General features: G+C 34.6%; 13 protein-coding genes and 7 pseudogenes. 4 read left to right on the top strand and 16 right to left on the bottom strand.

Annotation, left to right across the window (positions count from 1 at the left end; all coding sequences use genetic code 11):
* Window positions 1-14: 14 nt before the first annotated feature.
* A complete protein-coding gene (locus OM962_RS06450) occupies window positions 15-887 on the top strand; it encodes an IS982 family transposase (RefSeq protein ID WP_264330502.1) in 873 nt (290 codons plus the stop codon).
* On the opposite strand, the pseudogene OM962_RS06445 reads toward OM962_RS06450, so the two are convergent.
* Window positions 843-1,937, bottom strand: a pseudogene (locus OM962_RS06445) (IS256 family transposase); the annotation flags it as partial. The gene OM962_RS06450 and the pseudogene OM962_RS06445 overlap by 45 nt on opposite strands.
* A gap of 87 nt (window positions 1,938-2,024) precedes the next feature.
* Here OM962_RS06445 and OM962_RS06440 point away from each other — a divergent pair.
* Window positions 2,025-2,648 (top strand): annotated as a pseudogene (locus tag OM962_RS06440) (ankyrin repeat domain-containing protein); the annotation flags it as partial.
* A gap of 133 nt (window positions 2,649-2,781) precedes the next feature.
* Here the strand turns inward: OM962_RS06440 and OM962_RS06435 are convergent.
* Both OM962_RS06435 and OM962_RS06430 read right to left on the bottom strand, forming a co-directional pair.
* The gene (locus tag OM962_RS06435) at window positions 2,782-3,540 is read right to left on the bottom strand and encodes a cell division protein FtsQ/DivIB (protein ID WP_211908130.1); all 759 of its coding nucleotides are present in this window, start codon (window positions 3,538-3,540) and stop codon (window positions 2,782-2,784) included.
* A complete protein-coding gene (locus OM962_RS06430) occupies window positions 3,521-4,474 on the bottom strand; it encodes a D-alanine--D-alanine ligase (protein WP_264331200.1) in 954 nt (317 codons plus the stop codon). The genes OM962_RS06435 and OM962_RS06430 overlap by 20 nt, the downstream gene beginning before the upstream one ends.
* A gap of 841 nt (window positions 4,475-5,315) precedes the next feature.
* Here OM962_RS06430 and OM962_RS06425 point away from each other — a divergent pair.
* Window positions 5,316-6,338, top strand: a complete 1,023-nt coding sequence (locus OM962_RS06425) for an IS110 family RNA-guided transposase (protein WP_264331199.1) — start codon at window positions 5,316-5,318, stop codon at window positions 6,336-6,338.
* 204 nt (window positions 6,339-6,542) lie between these two features.
* Here OM962_RS06425 and OM962_RS06420 read toward each other — a convergent pair whose 3' ends face one another.
* The 9 genes and pseudogenes from OM962_RS06420 to OM962_RS06380 form a co-directional block, all read right to left on the bottom strand.
* A complete protein-coding gene (locus tag OM962_RS06420; RefSeq protein ID WP_264331198.1) occupies window positions 6,543-7,019 on the bottom strand; it encodes a hypothetical protein in 477 nt (158 codons plus the stop codon).
* A 784-nt stretch (window positions 7,020-7,803) separates the two neighbouring features.
* The gene (locus tag OM962_RS06415) at window positions 7,804-11,247 is read right to left on the bottom strand and encodes a cytoplasmic incompatibility factor CifB (RefSeq protein WP_264331197.1); all 3,444 of its coding nucleotides are present in this window, start codon (window positions 11,245-11,247) and stop codon (window positions 7,804-7,806) included.
* Between the two features lie 13 nt (window positions 11,248-11,260).
* A complete protein-coding gene (locus tag OM962_RS06410) occupies window positions 11,261-12,715 on the bottom strand; it encodes a cytoplasmic incompatibility factor CifA (protein WP_264331196.1) in 1,455 nt (484 codons plus the stop codon).
* A gap of 108 nt (window positions 12,716-12,823) precedes the next feature.
* Window positions 12,824-13,195: pseudogene (locus OM962_RS06405) on the bottom strand (nuclease/transposase family protein); the annotation flags it as partial.
* A 95-nt stretch (window positions 13,196-13,290) separates the two neighbouring features.
* Window positions 13,291-14,994, bottom strand: coding sequence for a group II intron reverse transcriptase/maturase (gene ltrA / locus OM962_RS06400; protein ID WP_264330835.1), 1,704 nt, complete (start codon window positions 14,992-14,994; stop codon window positions 13,291-13,293).
* Between the two features lie 510 nt (window positions 14,995-15,504).
* A pseudogene (locus OM962_RS06395) lies at window positions 15,505-15,930 on the bottom strand (PD-(D/E)XK nuclease family transposase); the annotation flags it as partial.
* Window positions 15,927-16,193: a hypothetical protein gene (locus OM962_RS06390; RefSeq protein WP_264331194.1), complete on the bottom strand. Its 267-nt coding sequence runs from the start codon at window positions 16,191-16,193 to the stop codon at window positions 15,927-15,929. The gene OM962_RS06390 and the pseudogene OM962_RS06395, both read right to left, overlap by 4 nt.
* Before the next feature lie 18 nt (window positions 16,194-16,211).
* Window positions 16,212-16,316 (bottom strand): annotated as a pseudogene (locus OM962_RS06385) (group II intron maturase-specific domain-containing protein); the annotation flags it as partial.
* Window positions 16,317-16,344: 28 nt separating this feature from the next.
* Window positions 16,345-16,974 (bottom strand): annotated as a pseudogene (locus OM962_RS06380) (integrase core domain-containing protein); the annotation flags it as partial.
* Between the two features lie 107 nt (window positions 16,975-17,081).
* Here OM962_RS06380 and tnpC point away from each other — a divergent pair.
* Window positions 17,082-18,433, top strand: a pseudogene (gene tnpC / locus OM962_RS06375) (IS66 family transposase).
* Here tnpC and OM962_RS06370 read toward each other — a convergent pair.
* The 4 genes from OM962_RS06370 to ctaD form a co-directional block, all read right to left on the bottom strand.
* A complete protein-coding gene (locus OM962_RS06370; protein ID WP_264331193.1) occupies window positions 18,416-21,301 on the bottom strand; it encodes a DUF3971 domain-containing protein in 2,886 nt (961 codons plus the stop codon). The pseudogene tnpC and the gene OM962_RS06370 overlap by 18 nt on opposite strands.
* Window positions 21,294-21,731, bottom strand: coding sequence for a ribonuclease HI (gene rnhA, locus OM962_RS06365; protein WP_264331192.1), 438 nt, complete (start codon window positions 21,729-21,731; stop codon window positions 21,294-21,296). The genes OM962_RS06370 and rnhA overlap by 8 nt, the downstream gene beginning before the upstream one ends.
* 175 nt (window positions 21,732-21,906) lie before the next feature.
* The gene (locus OM962_RS06360) at window positions 21,907-22,794 is read right to left on the bottom strand and encodes a heme o synthase (protein ID WP_006013853.1); all 888 of its coding nucleotides are present in this window, start codon (window positions 22,792-22,794) and stop codon (window positions 21,907-21,909) included.
* 1 nt (window position 22,795) lies between these two features.
* A complete protein-coding gene (gene ctaD, locus OM962_RS06355; RefSeq protein ID WP_264331191.1) occupies window positions 22,796-24,346 on the bottom strand; it encodes a cytochrome c oxidase subunit I in 1,551 nt (516 codons plus the stop codon).
* Between the last annotated feature and the right edge of the window lie 4 nt (window positions 24,347-24,350).

The raw sequence follows: 24,350 nt of genomic DNA, 5'->3' as shown, positions 1-24,350 counted from the left end.
TAGGAGGTTACCCAGTGAATAAGAATGTAACAGAATTATTCTGTTTTGTAGATGATTATTGTAAAATAATAGACAAAAATTTTGCAGGTAGATTATTATCCAATGGTAAAAAACCTACAAGAGTGCCAGAAATAACGCATTCCGAAATTATAACAATAATTCTGTTATATCAGCAATCTAGATATGAAAACTTTAAATCATTTTACATATGTTACTTACAGTTGCTGCATAAGTCAGACTTTTCCAGACTACCTTCTTATGATAGATTTATTGCGCTAAAACCTCGAGTTTTATGGTATTTAGCAATGTTGCTACAGTGGTTATGTGAGCAGGCAAAAAATACAGGTATTTCCTACATTGATTCAACTCCTATCACGGTCTGTCATGCAAAAAGAATATCTAAAAATAAAGTTTTTACTGGAATTGCAAAATTAAGCAAAAGCACTTATGGCTGGTTTTTTGGTTTTAAATTACATGTAGTAATCAATGAAATAGGCGAAATTCAAGGTGTTACGCTAACCAGAGGTAACATTGACGATAGAAAGCCAGTTTTAGATCTGACTAAAAAACTAACGGGTTTATTATTTGGAGATAAAGGTTATATCCAAAAAGGTCTATTTCTACAATTACTTGATAGAAATTTAAAGCTTGTTACCAAGATAAAAAAAGGGATGAAAAACGCATTAATCTCTCTAAATGAGAAGATTTTTTTAAGGAAAAGATCTATTATTGAAACAGTTTTTGGTTACCTAAAAAATAGATTAGAAATTGAGCACACTCGCCACCGATCTCCTTTTAACTTTCTGGTTCATATTTTTTCTACACTCATTTCATACTCTTTACAACGTAAAAAACCTTCCATTTCCAATTCTTTTTTTGTTCGCTAATCCATAGTTAGCGTCAATAGGATTAGTGGTATAAATTAGCCTCCTAACAGGACCTGAATACTTAAAATAACTGGACAAATTTTCCCAATTATTCTGCCAAGATTTTATGACTAATGGATACTTTTCGCCCCATTTTTCCTCCAGTTCAAGCAAATAATTTTCGGCAATTTCTTTACTTGAAGCACGATATATTTTTTTCAAATCATTCATGAAAACTTTTACATCTTTGCTAGATACATATTTCAGTGAATTCCTTATCTGATGCACTATACATAGTTGTACTTCTGCTTTAGGAAATATACTATTTATAGCTGTAGAAAAGCTTTTTAGCCCATCAATGCAGGCAATTAGAATATCTTCTACTCCTCTTTCTTTGAGGTCATTTAGCACTCCCAACCAGAAATTAGCTCCCTCACTTTCAGCCAAATAAAAACCTAATACTTCTTTTCTGCCATTTTGATCTATGCCTAATATGTTATACATACACTTGCTTACACAATGTCCATCCTCCTTAACCTTAAAAAACATGCCATCCATGAACACTATTGGATATACTGATTGCAGTGGACGGCTGCGCCATTCATTGATTATTGGTAGCAGTTTATCAGTAATACTGGATATCTCTGCTGCTGATATTTTGTGGTCATATATTTCCTCAACGTGTGAAGCTATGTCTCTGTATCCCATGCCACTGGCGTATGTACTTAATACCTTTGCTTCAAGTTCTGGATGTAGGCTTGTTTGCCTTTTTCTAACTATTTGTGGTTCAAAACTTCCCTCCCTATCTCTTGGTGTTAGCAGCTCAAATGAGCCTCCACTCGTGCGTAAAGTTTTTGCGTTTCTCCCATTTCTTCGGTTATTTTCTTCACTTTTAGCTGACATGTGGTTTTCTATTTCACCTTCCAGACTTGCCTCTAGCAACCTTTTTATAAACGGTGTTAATGCTCCATCTTTTCCTGTCAATGGTTTTCCTTCTCGTATAGATGACAGGATATTTGTTTCTAATTCTTTATAATCTACCAACCCATTAGTTCTATTTGCTTGACTCATATCAAACCTCCATTTTTTATATCAATTTATTACTTTACTTCTCGGTTTGACACACTTTTTTGAACGTTCCCTTCTAGGAACAATTTTAATTTTACTCCTTTACATACGGCAGTAATGAATGGTAAAGATAGTACAGTTAAACTTCTTCTAAAGCGTGAAGCTAATGTTAATGCTAAGGACAAGGCAGGTAGTACTCCTTTGTTATTAGCACTAGAGTGTAGACATTTCGAAGTGGCTAATCTTCTGTTTGCTGATCCAAATATTAATATTGGTTGTATAAAAGCTGCATCTATTAACAAGGAAAATAAAGAAGGCAAAGAAAAATTTTCTCAAAAATTTCGACAGGATTACAATTTATTTCAAAAGATAAAAGAAGTATCAAATGAAAAGGATAAGGGTAAGTCAGATAAATTACTCAAAAAGATAGAAGAATTATTGGAGTCAAAAAACAAACATGGTTTCAAAGCAAGCTTAAACTACTCTCTAGATGGTAATGATGAAAATACGACTATTGAAATTGCTATTAAAGCTGGTGGAAAGTTATTAGATCTTTTATATGCTTATGCTAAGAAAAATATAGACACAGAAACTGAAATATTTAAAAAACTAAAACGTGCTAAAGAAAATTCTCATTCTAAGAGAGATCTTTGTGATGTTTCTGTTTTAAAACATTCTACTCCAGATCAAGGCTTTTTGTTTAGTAATGGTTAATGCTTCCTTCTATAATGCAAAACCCATACTCACCCAACCTAATTAATTACTTGCAATCTGGATTCCAGTTTTAAGCTACTCGGATGAAAGAGAAAAGGCTACTTGCATGACATGAAAAGGAGCACCGAGCAGATCACTTTTTCACAAGGATCTTATCAGCAACACGCATATCAATTATACTCCAATTGCTAAAAGTAAAGTCGGTTGTATTTTGCAAGTGGCTTAAATAATCCCATGCGCTATAAGGATTATCTTCAGGCAATTTTACTGTGGCACTGTCATCGAGTATGATATTCCATCTTCTATTTCCTACATAAACACAAGAAGAAATATGATCACTTAATTGAGTTTTCCTCTCTAGTATATATTTAATGAATTTTAGGCTTGATAACGAATTTTGTCCTTTGATTATAACGAGGTTATCTATCTGGTAATCATCTACGATTACTTTACCTTCAGAGTCAATTACTGAAGTTCTGTTATCATCTTTCCAAAGAGCAAAAGGTTTGTGTTCATTTACATCAATGAGTAAGGTGTTGGGTAAAATCCTATAAATTCTTACATGTTTTATCCATTCGCTTACAGATTGTATATTATCTGTTAGTTTTGAGAGTGATACATACATGATAGGTTGTGTTCTATCTACTAAACTTAGAATGTCCTGTTCATTTGTAAATTTGTTTCCAGTAACGGTTACTTTGTCGATTGAAAATCCATTGCTAATTAATAAGCTCGATAAGCGATCGTTACACCAAGTAAAGTAGTAATTGAATCGATTTGTTATTTTATCAAGTGAACTATAAAGTACTAGTGTAAGGAAAAGTGCAGTTATAATCATGAAAGCACACTTGCGCAAAAAACTCCTTTGGCTTCTAGTAACATTGTTCAACATCGGCTTGATCTCTAATATTCTTGTGGTGTAAACTGTCTTTGACAATAATTTTAATTAATTCATTAAAATCAATTCCTCTTGTCAATTTTGCAATTTCTGGTACTAACGATAATTCAGTAAAGCCAGGATGTGTATTAATCTCAAGCATTTTTAAAGTGTTATTTTGGGGATTATAACGGAAGTCTGAGCGGGAAACAGTTTTGCATCCTAAAAATTGATGAACTTTTAGTGCGTGTTCCAAGGTCATTTTATATATATTGTCAGGAATTTCAGCAGGAAATATATGTTCTGCAAATCCATCTGTATACTTTGCTTCATAATCATAGAATTTATTTTTTGGTCGTATTTCCATAGTGCCAATTGCTTCATTCAGCAACACAGCAGTATGTAACTCTATACCCGGTATGTATTCTTCTATGATCATCTTTTCCATTATAGTAGAACTGTTATTTTTCAGTTCTAAGTAATCCTCATGCGAGAAAATCATGTGTACTCCAATGCTTGAGCCTTCGTTAATCGGTTTTAAGACGTACGGATAATCAATTTTAATATTATTTTTTAGCAGATCTTCTCGACTAATTACATCACCTTCTGGAGTGTCGATACTCAGGGATCGGAATATATGCTTTGACATCACTTTATTCATAGCAACAGCCGAAGCCATAACTCCGGAGTGTGTATATTTTATACCTAAGATTTCCAATAAACCTTGAATACAGCCATCTTCACCATAAGGTCCATGTAGAGCAATAAAAGCAAGGCCCGGATTAATTTTTCTAAGCTTTTCAGCAATGTTGCTATCAACATCTATTTCTATTGCATTATATGAAAGGCTATCAAGCACCTTCTTTACTGCTTTTCCGCTCATAAGCGATATTTCTCTTTCGCAAGAAAATCCACCACTTAAAATTGCTATATTTGGAACCATAAGCACCCTAATATTTTGCTATATATCATATATAAAAGATACTTTTATCTTCAATAGAAAAAACGCTTTGAAAAATTCCACAGCCGTACAGATATTGAAACTTGCAGATGGTGTCATGCAAACTGGTTCCTTTATGATCAGACACCAGATTGCAAGTAAAACTGGAAGATCTTTTTCAGTAATATTCTTTAAAAATTTAATTTTGTAATCCACTTGATTTCCACTTTACATCTTTGTAATCAACTGTTTCTACACCTTCAATGTCATATTGATCAGCAACTACAGATAGTTCCATTTCATGATCTATTAAATAGTCTTTCTGCTAATTCTTGAGTGGGCTGCTTAGTAAACTCAACTAGCTTAGCAAAATGCTGTAAAGTTTTTTTACTGAAAGATACATTAGCGTTTGCCGTAAGTTTTACCAAAGTTCATGAGTAATTGTACAATATTTTCCTGAAGTTTTTAATAAAGTAAACTTATCTGGAAAGTAATTATGCTGATATAAATATTATAATTTTATTAACACATAAATGCTACCGTGGCGTTAGTTTTTTAATTTAGGAGTATATTATGGTTATACCTACACAAAACTCGAATTCATTAACGTTTCAGGCACGTAACCTATCTTGTATCTTGAAAAAAGCATCTAATGTTTTAAGCTTAAATATTAGATGGAGGAGGAAGAACTCTGAAACCTGTCCAAGATTAAGAATCTGCTCGTGAGATAAGAGCTTCCTCCTCAAAAGTATAGGCTGGACGGTATCATAGAAAAACCTAAGTGGTTCTAATTCTGTATTCACAAGGTAAGCCTTACTTTTCATTTTAATAGTAACGTACGGGGTTATATATGATCAACAATTTTTTAGGCATAGACATTTCAAAAGAACGTTTTGATGTCTTTCTTTCATTCATAAGCAAAAAAGGAAAACGTGAAGCTAGGAAAAGGAGCTTTAAGAACGATGATAATGGGTTTCAAGGTCTACTGAGCTTTCTACAAAAACATAACGTAGAACAAGTGAAAGCTTGTATGGAAGCTACTGGTTGTTATAGCGGAGCTTTGGCTGAATTTCTGCACAATACTGGGCATTTTGTTAGTGTTATAAATCCTTATTGTATTAAATCTTATGCGAGGAGTAAGCTTGTACGACAAAAGAATGATCAGACTGATGCAGAAATTATTGCTGATTATTGCCAAAGACAGGAACCTTCTCGCTGGACACCGCCTTCTTCTGAATTGAAAAAACTAAAACATCTTTATCGCTGCTCGGCTGCGTTAAAAGATGAATTGACATTAGTAAATAACCACTTAGAAAAAAAAGAGAGACTGCCAAAAGAAGTTGCAAATGCTTGGGAAGACCTTGCAATGAACATAGAACAAAAAATAGAAACAATAAAAAACTCTGTACGTGAACTACTAAAACAGCACAAAGAATTGTTGGAAAATTTTCAACTTTTATTAACTATTCCAGGAATAGGAGAGGAATCAGCAATAGCTATTTTAGCTGAAGTTCCTGACATAAAGGCTTTTAGAGATGCCAGGCAATTGGCAGCATATGCAGGAGTTATACCACGAAACATAACGTCAGGTTCATCTGTACATGCCAAGCCCAGATTAAGTAAAGTTGGTTCGCGAACATTATGTAAGGCACTTTTCTTTCCTGCTATAGTAGCTAAGAATCACAATCCTATCATTATGAGCTTTTGCCAAAGATTAAAGGAAAAGGGTAAGCATAATATGGCCATCGTTGGTGCTGCAATGCGTAAACTACTCCATATTATTTTTGGTATCCTGAGATCCAAAAGTGCTTTTAATCCTGACCATATTAAAAACTACAGGGCTAGGAGGTTGACTGAAGTTTTAGTAATTTAAGATGCTACCATCTAATATAAAATAGTATTTTATATAAATTCGTTTAATGTAGTTGGTTAATGTATATGTTGATAAGTAAATTCCTGCTGTCTTATATATAAAACTAATTTACTTATCAACATATACATTAACTATAATAATCTTTATACCACTAAACAGTTGGCAGTATTTTGTGATTTTACAATACAGCTTAAGGTTCAATTTTTATAATTTTTTTGTTGACTGACGAGACGGTATCTCTAGATTGTCTATCGTAGCTTTACTATCTTTGAGTTCTTTTTCTACATCCTGCAACTGCAACAGAAGCTTACCTTCTACTTCTGATGCCATTTCCTCTATATAATTATTATTTTTTAGATCTTGTTGTAATTTTTCTATCTGTTTTTCGAGTGTATAACTTGTGTCAGAAAGCCTATCAGCTTTATTCTTCATTTTTTCAAGTGTACCAAGTAAATTTTCTACTTCTTCTCCTAACTCACGTACCACTCCTTTTCCATCTTGAAGTCCACAGCATTCACCTACGCTCCCAAGAATATTTGCAATACATTTAACCAAAGGAGACACTATTCTGATAGAATAGGCTCCTCCTCCATTCTCACCTGTACCATTAGGACCTAGCTGCTTAAGTATTTCTTGAATAGAATTAATTGATTGCATGTCTGAAGACCAATCACTTAACATTTTTCCCCCCTCTAAATACCTTGCTGAACACATTCAACAAGTTTATTGATTCCTTTTCTAATTTGCAGACCATTTCTTTACCAACTTGTTGATTTTTAATACACAAATCACCACTAACACATTAAACTACTTTTCTTACCTAACTGCAAATCAGCTTAGCTTGCATACTACCAAATAATCTATCAACTTGCAAGACCAATCATAAATCTTTTTACCTTCGATGACACAAGCAACGTGTGTTCAAGAGCACTTCTGGGAAGAATATTACAGTAGATAGCGCTAATAGTAATTTGATTGTTTACTTTCTTTGAAAAGATAAAAATAGATCGTATATTTGTGAGAACAAGCCGCGTAAAAATAAGGTTATAAAAATAGAAGATTTAAATTATTTCCATAAGCTTAGGCAAAACAGTTCGTATGTAGATATGGATGAAATGGTCTAATATGGCTAGTTTTAGCGTATAGCAAAATCATTATATTGAAAAGTTCGTATGTATCATTTGGTAGACCAATCCATCCCAAAAAAACTTGTTCTCATACTTGCTGATTTTGGTTGCTGGAAATGGTTGCATCGTTTAAATTTATTAATGTTATACACTACCAAATTAATAGTTGCTCATTTAAGAACCTCCTTCAACTTTACCCAACTTGACACATATACTTTTTGAAACATTGCTGCAAGTAGAAAAAAACAGGTTACCCATCTTAACTTCTTTAAATTTGCTCACAATCTCTACTTGATGCATAAGGTTTTTGTTACACTCCTTTCATCTACCGATTACCTCTACCTACCGCCTTTACCTTTGCTAAGGTCAGAAACACGACTAGCTTCAGGACCTTCTAAACTCGACTGTGGCAGGCCACCAAAATTACTGGAATCACTAACACTAAGCGATATAGGTGCTTCTACTGGTCCACACCCTCCTCCCACTCTGTGATATCCTAATTCTAGATAAGTACGTAGTAATGGATCAATTTGTTCTCTATTTTGAATGTATGCTTGCAATTGCACATCTTGAAATCCCGGATCATTCCTGAATAATTGTGAAATGCTCACTCTTATGTTCTGAAAGTAATTTCTATCTCTGTTTGGGTGGCCTCTTCCAAGAAAATCACGCATAATATTTACAACATTCTGAACTTGTTCTCCAGGATTTTCATTTAGGACTCTATTAATATCTGTAGCATTTTCTAATGCCCATAAACCACAATTCCAACCATCTGTTTGCTGACGAACAGAAACATTATTAATCCTGATATTATTTCCTAAGTTATTTTGAATGATATCGATAATACCACCTGGAACAGCAGTAGCAGTTGAATCAGCATAGTACCCAACATAGTTCCCATTTTGACGTTCAATCACTAGTGTAACCCAATGAGTATTATTTAAAGTAATGATTAAAGTTAAACGCTGTTGTTCTTCATTTTCCCTAAATTGATTTAATACTCTAACAATGTGCTCGTTACCGTCATTCCTTGCCAAATTAGCTACTTCAAAAGTGTGATTACCTTCAGTACGAAGCTGATATCGCAATCTTCCAGCGTGAGCTATATCAATTTGTTGAAGCCAGTAATCATAATGTCCATTTCTCGTCGCAAATTCTAGTGTAAGTAGATCATTTACTTCTATCCCTTGATTTCCAAGAATATCTCTTATTTGTCTTCTTATCTCTTGTGCTGTAGGAATGGAATTATCACCTCCCCTTATTCTTGACTTTAATGTTTCTATTACCTGTGCTCTAGTACCTTGCAAGTAACTAAATGGAACGTGCAGATTATCATCTATATCAAGCAAAAAAATCGAGTTCTGTCCTGGTTTTCTTTCCGTGTAAAAGCGCCTGAAATTTTCACGAGTCTGATCTGATAATAGACCTTCTGGTGGATTTTCATCAATAACACTTTCAGGTCCCACTAATCCTCTAGTACTGCGGTCAAGCCTATGTATATATAGTTCTTGTGGAATAGATATAAGATCTTCTACTCTCTGTGCACCTGCATTAAATACAGCAGAAGATAAAACCACCTCATTTCCAGGAGTAATAGGCAAATATCCCCTTTGCCTGTTCATAAGTTCTTTTATTCGATCTTTTGCGTTATTCTCCTTTTGTGCTACTTCTTCCGCATTATCAGCAAATCCTAATACATATACAATCGGGTGAGTATCTGGAGCATTCTCCGTAGATTGTCTTAATAATAAAAGGTCTAATCTCTGTTCTGTAATTCTTGTGAGCATTACCCTTTCTCCTTCTTCTTCCTGCCTCCTTTTCAAACTATATGTTTGACCAATTTTATACATAGCAAGCACTTTATCAGGATCGTCACTAGCATAAAATACACCATGTAACATAGACCTAAACTTGTCATTGCTATCTACATCTATTATTGCATCACCGTTCATATTCTCTGGCATTAATACTATAGAAATAGCCATCAGTAATACTCTATGCTGATCTCTATTTTGCCAGCTATCATTCATAACCCTTTCTGAAATACCATGTACATTTTCAGCATTAGGCACTTGTATAAGATCACCAGCAAGAAAATTATTTGCATTTTGATAACCGCGATATAAACCAAGATTATCTACACGGGTATTTAAGTGCACTTGATTATCTTGATTGTTAAGTATACATGATACTCTATAAACGTTAGGATTATTTCTACCAACATTAAGATTTTCTAAATTGATTGCCCCTTGTTGTTGCATATTGTAAGCTCTAACGTCAAGTATGACTATAGGCAAACCTTGAACATGAAAGACCATAGTTAAACATCTTCTTAAATCTGGATCATCATATCTGAATATATGTTTTGTTGCTTGCAACCTACTTCTTTTTCCATTCCTTTGTATTGGTATATACCCATTATCAAAAGCACTACTTCCAAAAGCAAAACCAGTTATGCAATCAAATATTCTATTATAATTCTCTGCATTTCTTGGTATTTCATTAGGAAGATGTTGAAGCAAGAAATCTCTAATATTTTCTCTAATTCCTTCATTCTCCAAACACTCAAACAATCTTTGTACTAAAGGAAACCTACCCTGTTGAAGCCCTACTGTATCAACCCTAAAAGGAATTCGATTTAAATTAAAATTTAATCCAACACAGACAGTATTTCTTGATTCAGTATGAATAGATATAAATGAAGAAGCATGTAATCTTTTAGCGTCACCTCTAGCGCGGTTTAATGCAATATCAGACGGTGTTCTCCATCTAGTAACATTAATACCGATAGGAATGTTTTCTCTCTCTGCTTGACGACGTACAAGAAAAGCAACATATGAATTTCCAGGGGACAAGTCAAGGTCAATATCTATCGTGTAGAGGTGACTAAAATTTGCTAACAAACCTAATAAAACCGCGTGACTCTCAAATTTTTGATTACGATTTTGAATATCATTTTCTAGTGTGCCTGAGTAATGACGATAGATTCGAGTTATGTATGGCAAAATTTCTTCATTTATTTGACGTTCTGTATTTTCTTCATTGTTACTTGCTAGCATCCCTATAAAACCGTCGATTCTTTGTTGACCAGGCCCGACTTGTGCAAAATTGACCAACTCATCAAGCTGTCCATGCTGATTTTGATTGAGGTCCATCCCTTCTATTTCCTTAATTGTTAATTCGTGATTTTCTAAGAGCACTCTAATAAGATTGATTTCAGATGCTGAATATTTGGCAAATCTATCTCCACCTCGAGGATCTTTTTCGCGAATCTCTTCAAATACTACTGCTCCTTTCTCTCCCTGGCTCTTGCCTTTCCCATGCGTACACACTTTGTATTGCTCAAAACTTAGGCCTTCTTCCCTTAAATCCCAATTTTCCCGTCCAATCTCTTGCACTAGAGAATTTTTCTCCCTTTCACTAAATCTTAACCCATCACTATTGGGGACATCAGAGATGCTGTAACACCTGACAACTCGCTTTTTACCAAGGGATTTATTAGTTAAGACTGCAACCTTCAGGTTTCCTGTATTTCTATTCCTACCATCTGTATCAATACCATGATTATCAAAACGAATATAGACTCTCTCATCTGGAGCTAAAACACCTGCGTCATGTGCAGTAGCAAACATACTGAAAAAGAATACAGGAAGGAAACGACCCGTACCCACATGATACAAGAAAGATGGACACTGATCTAAAAAGGATTCAAACTCTCGTCTAAAACCTTCAAGATTTCTATTGACCAAACTTCTGATAAACCCATCACCATTATTCATATAATATACCTTTCTACTTGCTACGGCGAGAAAAATCACTTACACCAGGGATTCCAAGAATGGATTTCGGAGCATCACCAGAACCATCATGTCTAATAGAAAGACTAGAATCTTCAGCTTCCACTATGGATATGGACCGTCTTCGATAATCACCGGAACCATCATCTCTAGGAGGTAAAGTTGCTTCTTCTAACTCAGAAAACAACTCTTTTGCGAAAGTACCATAGTCTATATCTTCTTCCATTCCTTCTCTACCACATAATCTAAGGTTTTCTATCATGATTTCTTTAAAAAGTTCAAATTTTTCAGGAAAGGAACCTCGAGCAAATGATATTATATCTAATATTTCTTTTTTCTCTATTTTCTTTTCTTCATCAGGCTTACAAACATCTCCTCGTTTCCAATTAATGATTAATCCCCCAAGTACACTCTTTATAGGAACTGTATAATTAGAAGTATTAACAGAAGTCTTTCTGTATTCAGTAAAGCGGTCACACTTCCAAATCTCCATGATAAGAGATCTAGCTTGAACGCTTGACTCAGGATTTTTCAACATCACATTTGAAAGTGAATAAAGAAGAAGTTCATACTTATCCTGTGAAAATATTTTCTCTGAATGGCTTCCACATGCTGAAACTTCTTTATAACACCAGCACTGCACCAAATCATGAACTGTATCAAAAAAACACGAACGTATTAATCTACTAAAAAAGCAATATACTCCATCATCTCTCCGTAATAATTCTTGTAAAAGAGTATCTTTATCATCTACATTCCTTATACAGAAATCTAAAATAGGGGCGTCTTTCTCAACAGATTGAGGACGAGAAAGAGCAAGAATAGCTTCTGTGAGCTTCTTTTCCTTATCTTCTTCTTTTAAATGATTATAAAAATACTCTACCCCTTCACTCCACTTAAGTTTTACAGCACTATCAAAACCTTCTACTGCATCATACTTCTTTAATTCCCCAGATTCTCTATCGATCCAGAAACTTAATACAGGATCTTCCCTTTTCATACCGTTCAACAGTGAGTTTCTTATGTATATGTCAGTTACAGGATTACCATAACCATCAACTGCATTCGAGGAAAAACTACCTTTGTAAGATTCAAACTGCTCTTGAAAGAGATGGTGAATTTTATCTACTACGCAATACCTACAAGCTATATCATATTCTGAAAGTGAATTATCTACCCCACCTACTTTCTCTTCAGTAAATCTTTGACCTAAAGAAGCATTATCCAACCTTACACCTGACCAGCAACTTTCATCTTGGAATACATTGTGCAAAAACTTCAGCTTATCATCCTTGAAGTATTTTATGTGCTCCATAAAGTTATCTTGAAGGACTCCCACCCATCTCTTGATAGCTGACTTCCTTCCGGCAGCAACTGTTGTATCTGGATGTTTAATAGCTTCCTGTAATTTTTTGGACATCGTAGCCCGAAGCTCTTTCTGTGTTGGCATTAACCCCTCCTATTAAGTATTTAGGTAAAAAAGGCATTGTACAGACATTAGAATGGATTGCAATATTAAAATTACTAGAATAGAGGGTTTAATAAAAAAACGTTATGGCTAAAACTCCTTTTCTTGAATTTTCTTAATATAATCAACAGAAAACCCTGTTATTTCAGCAATCACATCAATAGAAACACCCGCCTTAAGTGAGTTTTTAGCCACAGCAATTTTAGCCTGTTTTTTGCTCTCTTCTCTGCCTTTTTCATGGCCAATTTGGATGCCTTCTTGTCTACCTTTTTGAGTAGCATCATCGAGTTTTTGTTCTAAGATAGCAGCTTCTTTCTGTAAATCCATTACCCTTTCTTCATAAGCCACAAGATCTTTCTCATTCCAATGAAACTTATCTAATTCATCATATGCTAACTTTATTATTGGTGATTTTTCTACTATTTTCCTTAAATCTTCATCAGTTGTTTCTTCTGCATATTGTTGTCTAAGTGAAGAAGGTCGCCCTTCCTCACTCGACTGCAAAACCGTACGTGAGACTTTGCGCCTCATACGGCTTCTCTCTAATTTGGTGCTTTTCATGCACACCTCCTGTGTAATTCATCGTGACAATGTCCATGTAACAAAGATAAGTTTGTGATCATATTGTTTCGTCTATTCCGGTCTTTGTGATGTATTTCTATTATATCATCACTTTTAAACCATAGTCTACAATTATCGCATTTACTTTGTTGCAACCTCAATAATTTTATTACTCCTAGTGGCTTATCTGGTATTTTTCTCAGACGTTTACCCCAATATACCCAATCACCATCATATGGGGATCTGGTTTTTTGCACTTTGATATGTCGTTTAATAACATGATCGCTGTGTATAGTAAGACGTACCTTGTTACTTGTCATAAAGCGCCAGTTTTCGTTATTATACTTCTTAAAGTACTTTCTTTTTATCCAGCATCTCCCTTTGTTTGGGTGCCTAAAAACTGCCCACTTCCAGAGTTTTCTATGCATAATATTATCCAATGAGCTAAAGATTTTACATGAAACTACCGAGGAGTAATATTGACTCCATCCTCTGTTTATTGGATTGAGATCCTTTATCACCCGTTCTTGTGGTGCTCCACGCATTTCTCTGAGTTTATGTTTAATAGCTAGTGTATGCTGTTTTATAGAATTACGACTTGGTTTGATTAATAACTTGTAACCTTTCTTACTTTCTTTTATTGGATATTGTCTTATTGAAAATCCAAGAAAATCAAATCCTGGTTTTGTTTCGTCAATGGTTCTTAATGTATGAGAAACTCTTGTTTTAGAGGGCTTTAATTTTAGTCCAATGGTTTCTAACCATTCTTCAACTAAAATTTTTGCTTTAAGAATAATCTCTTCGTTTTCATGTATGATGACAAAATCATCACAGTAGAAAATTACACTAATAGACTTTTGCGCGTTTCTATGCGATATCCTACCATATTTTCTTTTCATGCATTGAAAGAGTTCGTTTGTTAATGCTTTTTTGACATGTTGCTCTAATCCGTGTAATGCAACACAAGCTAGCAACGGTGAGATCGTCCCTCCTTGAATTGTACCACGTTTTGTGGATTGAAGCTTTCCATCTTCCATAACACCAGCTCCTAACCATCCTTTTATGATTTTCTTTAATGTTGGTGTGGTATTGAGCTTTTCAAGCAATTTATTATGGTTAATATTGTCAAAGCATCCAGAAATATCAGCATCTAATACATATGCTGTTTTCTGTTTTAGCACATCAAATATGGCTTCAATTGCATCATAACATGATCTACCAGGTCTAAAACCATAAGTGTTTGGCTCAAGTTTTGCCTCCCATTCTGGTTCTAAAGCCATTTTTACAAGTGTTTGTTTTGCTCGACACGATATAGTGGGTATACCAAGTGGGCGATGCTCCGATGGCTTACCAGATTTTGGAATCCAGACACGTCTTGATGGCTTTGCTTTTTCTTTTATATCTAAAGAATATGATAGTTGTAATCTTTCTTTTTGATTAAGGTTAGCTTTTCCATCAATACCTGCAGTCTTCTTCCCCCTATTGTCCTGTGTTACTTTCTTAACAGCGAGTGTTTTTGCACTTGTTGATTTGAGTAATAATCTCTGAAGATTATGCATCTTTTTGATATCATTACATTTAGAAGCTTGGTAAATTCGTTTTTGTAGCTTAAATGAAGATTTCTTTAGCTTGCGCCAAGGAATTCCATTCCATTCATACCTAACTTTTTGCTGGTCCATAACATATTCACTACTATTCACCACTTTACCTTCCAAATTAAAGTGTTTACGTCTGCATATCCCAGATATTACTTTGGGCATTAGCTTCTTAAACAATCCTTCCACATAGTAGCTTGTGGCTGGCTACTTACTTATATTTTAATGAATATAAGAGCTTCTATGTGGTTACTCTGTTCCATGGCTTCGTTTCACGTTAAACTTAGATTCCTACTATTTGCCGGAAGCTTGGAACATCAATAACTAAAGTCTTCAATCTTTAGTTCCCTTTTTGCTTCGTACCATTTTGGTCTATGCGTAGTTCAATCTCTTTTCGCATATTATGCTTTGACGACAATTCAAACATAGGTTTCTCTCGTAATCATATCTAACTCTGTTTGCAGGGATTCACCACGAGATTTAGTGTTACCTGCTTTTATCTCATGCTTGCATCCCAGAGGTTGCCACTCTTTGAAATGTGAGATATACATTATCCCTGATGTCTGGGAAGATGGAATTTAACCACCACAAAACCATGACCTTCCAGGTCGCACTGAAAAAAAATAGCCAACGATCTACTACATTTTCTAGCTGCTCTTCTCTACTCTTAGGAAACTTTGGCAGCTCAATAAAGACAAATTGAAAATCTTTTAAGTCATGCTCGTTAGTTTTTTCATCTCTTATGGTATGGCTAGATATATAATCAAGCTTGTCAGGAAATAAATTACAGTTAGAAATAGCAATAAAGAAAACCTTCTTTAAATCAATGTACTTACCACCTTTATCAGCCTGCCTTGAGTAAGCCTTAGCAGCATAAAGTTGAGCACGTTTTTCAAAGCCTTTATCACGAGCAAGCTGGTCAGGTAAGGAAGCAGTATTACTACTACCCCCTCCCTTAGAAACGCAGCATGCAGGTTTCCCCACACTACGCTTGAGCCCCTTATCTAAGTTCTTCTTTTCTAGAACCGGCTTGTCCTTCATGATTCCTCAGGAAACATCATTCTTAATGGTGACACCAACAGTAGAGAACCTTCTCTTGAGAAAGAGCTTGCTAACATTCTTGTTCGTTTCACTCTCTCATCAAAATACTTTTTCCATTTTAAGTCAAGGGGATTTGCATCCGCTCTGATTTTAACATGTCGTCTGATAGGTATATCAATCAGCTTAAGCAGTCTTAAATACCGTATCTCTTTTGGTTTGTTCTTGCATAGGGGTGCAGCAAAAACCCATTGGCGTTGACCCATTACTTTGAAGTAACGATTCTTTATCCAACGTAATCCTTTACAAGGATGTCTTTTCTTTGCCCATTTCCATAAACTATGCCAAATTTCATTGTCGATCTTTCTAAACGCTTTTTTAGCTGTAATAGTTTAGACTTGATCTGACAGGCATGAATTAACTGACAGAAGAATTAACAAAGTCAAAACCAGCATCCTGTTTAATGCTATCAATATTTTTCTGATAAGCAATATGCATACTATCAAAAAAGGTTTGCATAGGAGTCTTACCATAGCAATATTTACCTGAATGCGGTCTAGATCTATTGTAAGAATGCACCCAATGGTCTACGTCTAACTGAAGTTCTGCCAAAGAGGTGTAAATTTTCTTTCTAAAGATAATATTGTAACATTCATCTTGCATAGTTCTGTGGAACCTTTCACATATGCCATTAGTCTGTGGAGAACGAGCTTTGGTTCGAGAATGATCAATATTTTCTACCCCTAAATATAGCTGGTAAGCGTGATTTTCAGGTCTGCCACAATACTCTGTACCACGATCCGTCAAAACACGTAGCAATGATACTTTCTGTTCATCAAAGAACGGTACTACCCTATCATTAAGAAGATCTGCAGCTGTGATAGCAGTCCTTTCTGTGTAAAGCTTAGCAAAAGCAACTCTGGAATAGGTATCAACAAAGGTTTGCTGGTAAATTCGTCCAATACCTTTGATATTACCAACATAATAACTGTCTTGGCTACCTAAGTATCCTGGATGCTCTGTTTCAATTTCTCCATGGGCCTCTTTTGTATCCGTTCAGAGGTGTGGCAAGGATAAAAAACAATTGACATAATATATTAAAGTAGTAATAACACAAAATGTTGATAGTAAAGTAAGGCTAGATGCTTCAATTGTTGATCAGTATTGTAGAGTTATGTAAAAACTTAGAGCAGAAAGTAGCAAAGATTGAAGAAAAAAATAAAATCTTAGAAATAGAGAATGCTGAACTAAGAGAGAGACTCGGCTTAAACTCAAGGAATTCATCTTTACCAAGTTCAAAAGAGCTGTACAAAATAAAAAAAGACACACCAGAAGATAAGTCAGAGGGCGGCAGGAAGATAGGTGGTCAAGTTGGACATAAGGGGAATTGCCGAGCTAAAATGGAAGCAGATGAGTGGTGAAGGTAGAGTTACCAAATAGATGCGAGTGTGGTGAAGAAATCGCAATATCGGAAAAACCATATGTCTATCAAAAAGTTGATTTACCAGAAATTAAGCCTTACGTAGTTGAGTATCAATTAGAACATGGTCGCTGTCGTAAATGCGGAAAAAGAAGGAGTAGCAAATTACCAGAAGGAGTTACACCGGATACCTTTGGTCCTAGAGTTAAGTCAGTAGTTGCATCACTAAGTGGGTTTTATAAGAATTCAAAGCGAGAAATAGCGAATATTATGAAAGACATCTTTAACATGAGTATAAGTGTTGGTAGTGTGTCCAATAGTGAAGCAAGGGTTTCGTCAAAATGTAAAGAAGCCTATGAACAAATAGAGGAAGAAATAAAAGCAAGCGAAATTTTGCATATTGATGAAACCAGTCACTACAACAAAGGCAAATTGGGATGGTGCTGGATGTTTGCCAACAATAAAGCAAGTCTTATGAAGTTAGCAGATACAAGAGGAATGAAATTTTTAAAGAATAGTGCATTTTGTGATTACAAAAACCTGGTAATTACTGACAGATATGCAGTTTACAACCACTTCAGTGATGAAAAACGACAAATTTGTTGGGCTCACTTATTGAGAAATTTCGAGAGGTTATCTCATAGTTGGAATAGTGAAGTAATGAGACTTGGCCATTGTTTAAAAGACGCAGCTAATGGATTGTTTGTATTAAAAAACGCTTTGTCAGAAAATGAAATTAGTATTTCAAAGTTCACTAAGCAAGCTAAAGAATTACGAAGATACATACAGTACTGCATGATAAAAATATCTTATATACTTGAAGCAAAAGGAGCTTCACGAACGGTAAAGGGTATTATAAAATCCGAGTCAATGATGTGGACATTTTTGGATGACCCAGAGAATATTCCATTAACGAATAACCATGTTGAGCGACAGATACGGCATTATGTTGTCTATCGTAAGAATTCATATTTTGCACAGTCAGAGCGAGGGAATAGATTTCTTGAGCGGATAATTTCGTTGTATCTGACTTGGAAACAAAAGGAATTAAACCCTTTTCAAAACCTGCTAGCTGTTGTTTCTTAAACCACACCTCTGAACGGATACCTTAAATAAGCTTGGAGTGAGAGAAGAGATAGGATTAACAGATACGTTATTGTTTTTATCATCACCATTTGCTTTGTAGTCTATTGAAATAATCCCCCTACTCTTCCCACCAGTCAGAAGTTTTCCGATTATAGGGATTTTCAACAAAGATTTGTTAATTGAGTATGCCGGTATTACTTGTCCTTCAACCTGGAACTTATAATCCTTAGTATTGAGCGTACCACTAGTACTAATGCCCAGTTCCGCTCCTTCAAGCCAAGATTCTTCAATTTCAACAGTGCCATCTTTATATGAAAAAGGTACATTAAACTTATAAAAATGCACACCTTCGTTCTTTATAGCATTTACAATGCCAGGAAGTGAGGACATTGATAATAAAGTAGTAAGTAATGGAGCATCTTTGATATAGAAATTGCTGATAGATAACATACCATAATGTCCTCCATTTTCTCTCTTAGAAGATAGATAAAGGGAGAATTTGCCGTTTTTAACTGATTTACTAATCCCTAAAGAACGCAAAAGCATACCTGAATTATCCGCGTATATTTCAAGCCCTATTTCACTGTATTCTGCTAATATACTACTATTATCCTCTGAAAACTTTCCTGTAAATTGACTTCCACTGCAATCACCTTTAGCGCAAGTTACGTTCAGCTTGGCATCTTCTATGGTAATGCCTTCTTTCATAATTATATTGTCAACATTCATAGTAACTTCTATTTTGTTACTTAATCGATTACTATCTTTGCCAAGTAAACCTAACACATCACTTAAGTTGATTTTCTCACCGTGAATAGTTATGGCATCTTTCTCCTTACCTGATTCAATTTCTATACTAAAATTATTATCAGGTAATTTAAAATTGCTAGAATTTAAATATAGATTTCCATTTTCTACTCTTCCGCTAAATTTTATGTCTAGATCACTTCCTACAACGTCTAGTTTATCTATTAGTAACTTACCTGCTCCTTTTAGCCTTGTAGAAAATAAAACTTCATTGTGATCTTCAAAATGATTTTTCCATCCTAAGTAGCTTGAACGCAACTCAAGCTCTGATAAATCTATATTACCATTAACATATCCAGTCTTATCTTGATTTATCGCTGATTCTATATTTGCATTGATATAACCATCACCGAAATTAAGTATTTGAGCAGGTAAATCTCCAGTCAAACTCCAGGCAAAATTTTCATTTTTATTGCTACTTTTGAGGTCAAATAGCAGCTGTGTATTATTTACCATACCACTGCCATTTAAATCAATAAAATCTCTGCCGAAATCAAGCTTAATATCATACTTACCAAGACTTTCATTATATACGACCAAATTATCAATTTCAGAATAGAAATTTGCTGAGAAGTCCACTTTTTTACTATCACCATTTAGATTAAAAATACGAAAATTGAATATAGAATTTGCTATTCCACCTACTTTATCTCTTTCAAATTTTACCACATCATCCAGCTTAAATTTTATAGGCTCATATAACCCATAAGCATCACTTACAGCCTGACCATTAATGGTAAGAACAGAATCTTCTTTATTGAGAGAGTTCATTTCAATATGACCACTATTGATAGTAAAATTCTGAAACTTAGCTCTATTTACAATAATTTTGAGATTGTTATCCTTGAGAGTTAACTCACCGTTCAAGTTCTCTACTCGTTCAAAATCCTCATCAAATTGAACGCTGCCATTTTCTATATCAGCAACAATTACAATACCTGACAGATCATCATTTATTAAACTATCGATTTTACCGTTAAAACTTATGATTGTATTTATAATATTCCCATCAATATTATTACAATACCACTTTCTAAATTCATTGTTCACTAGACCATCTGGTACATAAGTACATAAATCTTTTGCAACAAGTTTACTAATATTAACTCTAAGCAAAGCATGATTTGTGCCAAAGTTCATTTTGCCAATCAAAGAAAGGTAAGTATCATTTAACTTAAAATGAAAGTTTTTTACGCTAATGATTTCATCACTATATGTCAAATTTACATTTACATTAGTCAAGGCTAAGTTTTTACCTGAGTGACTCTCTGTATTTAACACGTATATGTTTCCATCCATAACTTCATCCCTTCCATTAATTCTCATTGAGAAGTTCCCTTTGAACCCTATTTCTTTGTCCAAATTGTAACTTTTAACTAGTGTGGAAAACTCGTTAAATAGCCCCAACTTTAGGTTATAAAATGTTCCATACAAATTTAACAAATTATTGCGATTTTTTATCATAATAGATAAATCATCTAGAATCCCCTTTTTATCTTTTGTATGAACACGAATATCCAAAACATTAAAATTTTCCTCCTTTCCTAAATATACTTTATCAATGAAGAATTCACCTTCCATATTTTTATTGATAGCAATGTTAGTAATTTCAATCCTTGAGTCTGCATTTAAGTAGAAAAAAATTTTTCTTATTGTCTTCAGCAGATTTTTTGTACTACTCATCTTATCTGTCATTACAGATGTTGTTATTCCTCTGGTCTCTTCCTTCTTGATATATATGTGTACATTACCAGCTAAAACCTGAGAGAACTTTTTGGAACTTAACTTAAAGTGTACGAAAAGCTCAGGAACTTCTATGGTAAAGTCAGGATTTGTTATTTTTAAATCTGTAATGACTAGCTTGCCATCTTTCTGCCAAATAACCGAGGTACTCTCCATGCTGACATCCGAATTGGTAAATATCTTTGATATTTTTTTCTTTATATAAAAATTAATATAACTAATATTGATTTCTAAAGGACCTTCCCCTTTAAAAGGGATAAAGAAGCAGAATATAAATAATAAAATTATAGAAAATGATAGAGCTATTTTTTTAAGCATCGATTATTGCTTTTCTTGCTAAGCTGTCGGCTTCTTCATTGTATTTATCACCATTATGCGCTTTCACCCACTTCCAGTTAATCTCATGTTGCAAAGCAACATCGTCTAATTCTTTCCATAATTCTATATTTTTTACTGACTTCTTATTACTTGTCTTCCAGCCGTTCATTTTCCACTTACTTATCCATTCTGTTATACCGCATTTAACATAGAGGCTATCCGTATACAAACTGATATTACAAGGAAATTTTAATACCTTCAGTCCATTGATCACTGCTGTTAACTCCATTTTATTATTTGTAGTATTTTCTTCTCTACCACAGATGTTCTTTCTATGATTTTGAAATAATATGATTGCTGCCCACCCTCCTAAACCAGGGTTACCAAGGCATGCTCCATCTGTATATATTGTCACTTCCTTTTTATTCATCTTTAACTGTAATGAATTAATAAAGTATATAACTGCTTCTATAAAATCACAAATTTTATAGATATATAGGCAATTTAAGCCCCACCTTTAAATTTTATTATGGAAATAAAGAAAAGTGCTACAACTAGCATTATTAGAAGAGAAAGTAAAAGATAGTTTTTGTGTTCTTTCATAATCAAAACAAGTCAATAGAACAAAAAATAATACTAGCAAACAGAGAAAATAGATAGGAGATCGAATAAGAAAACAGCTTTCTCTGCGAGCTATGACTCTTAAGCCTTATAACTGATATGGCAAACCAAATAAAAACGCAACCTTCAATAATTGCCATACTCAGGTAAAATAGAGCCTTTTTCAAAAATAGTGCTGGGAGTAAGCTAGTTAACACCAATAATACACTATAAATTAATATACGTTTTCTTGTCTTTTCCGGTCCATGGATAATATTAAACATTGGAATTGATGCTTTTACATAATCCTTAGAACTATTTAGAGATAGAGCCCAAAAATGTGGTGGTGTCCACATAAAAATTATTAAAAATAGAATAAAACTTTCCCAACTTACAGAGTCAGTTACAACCGCCCAGCCAATCATTGGAGGAAAAGCACCTGCTGCACCACCGATAACGATATTCTGCGGAGTACGCCTTTTTAGCCAAATTGTATATACGAAAACGTAAAATAATATGCTAACTGCAAGTAAAGCAGCAGAAATATAATTTACTGCTATTGCCATGATAAATACTGACAATATTCCAAGAGTTATACCAAACTCAAGCGCGCTTTCTGCAAAAACTCTACCCGAAGGTATAGGACGACTTTTTGTCCTCTCCATAACCAAGTCTATATCTCTGTCATACCACATATTTATTGCACCTGCAGATCCTGAACCAAGAGCAATGCACATAAGAGATATTAGTGCAAGGAAAGGATGAATGCTACCTGGTGCAGCAACCATTCCAGCAACTGCAGTAAATACTACAAGATACATTATCCTTGGCTTTAGCAAATGCCAAAAATCTAATATTGTCGATTCAACGTTTAACAAAGCACTTATGTACACTTTATTTTACCACTGGTGGCTTTTCGAAAGTATGAAAAGGTGGTGGTGAAGATACCGTCCACTCTAAGGTATCACCCCCCCAAGGATTATCTCCAGTTTTTTTGCCCCACTTAAAGAGATGTATAACTATAAATACAAAAAACATAACTGAAACAAAGGACATATATGAGCCAATTGAGGATATATAATTCCAAGGGATAAACGCGTCGGGATAATCAGGTATACGCCTTGGCATACCTGCTAATCCCAGGAAATGCTGGGGTAAGAAAGTGACATTGGTGCTAATAAAAGTGAGCCAAAAGTGTATCTTTCCTAAACACTCGTTATATTGCTTACCTGACATTTTACCTATCCAATAATAAAAACCGGCGAAAGCTCCAAATAATGCAGCAAGCGACATGACATAGTGAAAGTGAGCAACGACATAATAGGTGTCGTGCAAGAGCTTATCTATTCCACCATGAGAAAGAATTATTCCCGTTATTCCACCGCCAACAAACATGAAAATAAAACCCAACGCAAATAGCATAGGGGTTTTAAACTCAATTGCTCCGCCCCACATAGTTGCAATCCAGCTAAAGACTTTTACACCAGTTATAACACCGATAAAAATTGTGGTAGTGCTAAAAAATGCAGCAGCGTCAGCACTAAGCCCAACAGTGAACATATGGTGAGCCCAAACCATAAAGCCAAATACTGCTATACCTATCATTGCATAAACCATTCCTATGTAACCAAATACAGGTCTGTGAGAAAAAGTTGATACAACCTGACTTATGATGCCAAATGCAGGAAAAATAATTACGTAAACCTCCGGATGACCAAAAAACCAAAATAAATGTTGAAATAACACAGGGTCACCACCACCGGCAGGATCAAAAAAGGAAGTACCAATATTGCGATCAGTAAGAAGCATAGTTATAGCACCGGCAAGCACTGGTAAGGCAACAATCAACATAAATGCTGTTAACAAGACAGACCAAACAAACAGTGGCATCTTAGTTAATGACATTCCTTTTGCGCGCATGTTAAATATAGTAACTATAAAGTTGATCGCCCCAACAATTGACGACATACCAGCAACATGAAGTGCAAGTATAGCAAGGTCAACTCCTGCACTTGGATGGGATATTACCTGTGATAAAGGTGGATATAAAGTCCAACCTGTACCTGGACCTTCACCAATAAACACTGAGAGAATGAGCAAAATAAAAGATGACACTAATAACCAAAAACTTAAATTATTCATACGAGGAAATGCCATATCTGGTGCACCAATCATGAGAGGTACAAACCAGTTACCAAATCCTCCCATGAGGGCTGGCATTATCATAAAAAATACCATTATCAACGCATGCCCTGTAACCATTACGTTATATAATTGATAATTATTGTTAAGTATATTAATGTGCATTAGCTGAGTGCGAATAATCAACGATAATAATCCACCAATAATTCCAGCTAATATGGAAAAAATAATGTACAGTGTCCCTATGTCTTTATGATTAGTGGAAAACAACCAACGCTTTATGCCCTTTGGTACATCACTCATATCT

This window comes from Wolbachia endosymbiont (group B) of Erebia ligea (genome assembly GCF_947179575.1).
GTDB lineage: Bacteria > Pseudomonadota > Alphaproteobacteria > Rickettsiales > Anaplasmataceae > Wolbachia > Wolbachia pipientis_C.
Note: the sequence above shows the minus strand (reverse complement) of the source record. Positions and strands in the feature narration are given on the sequence as shown.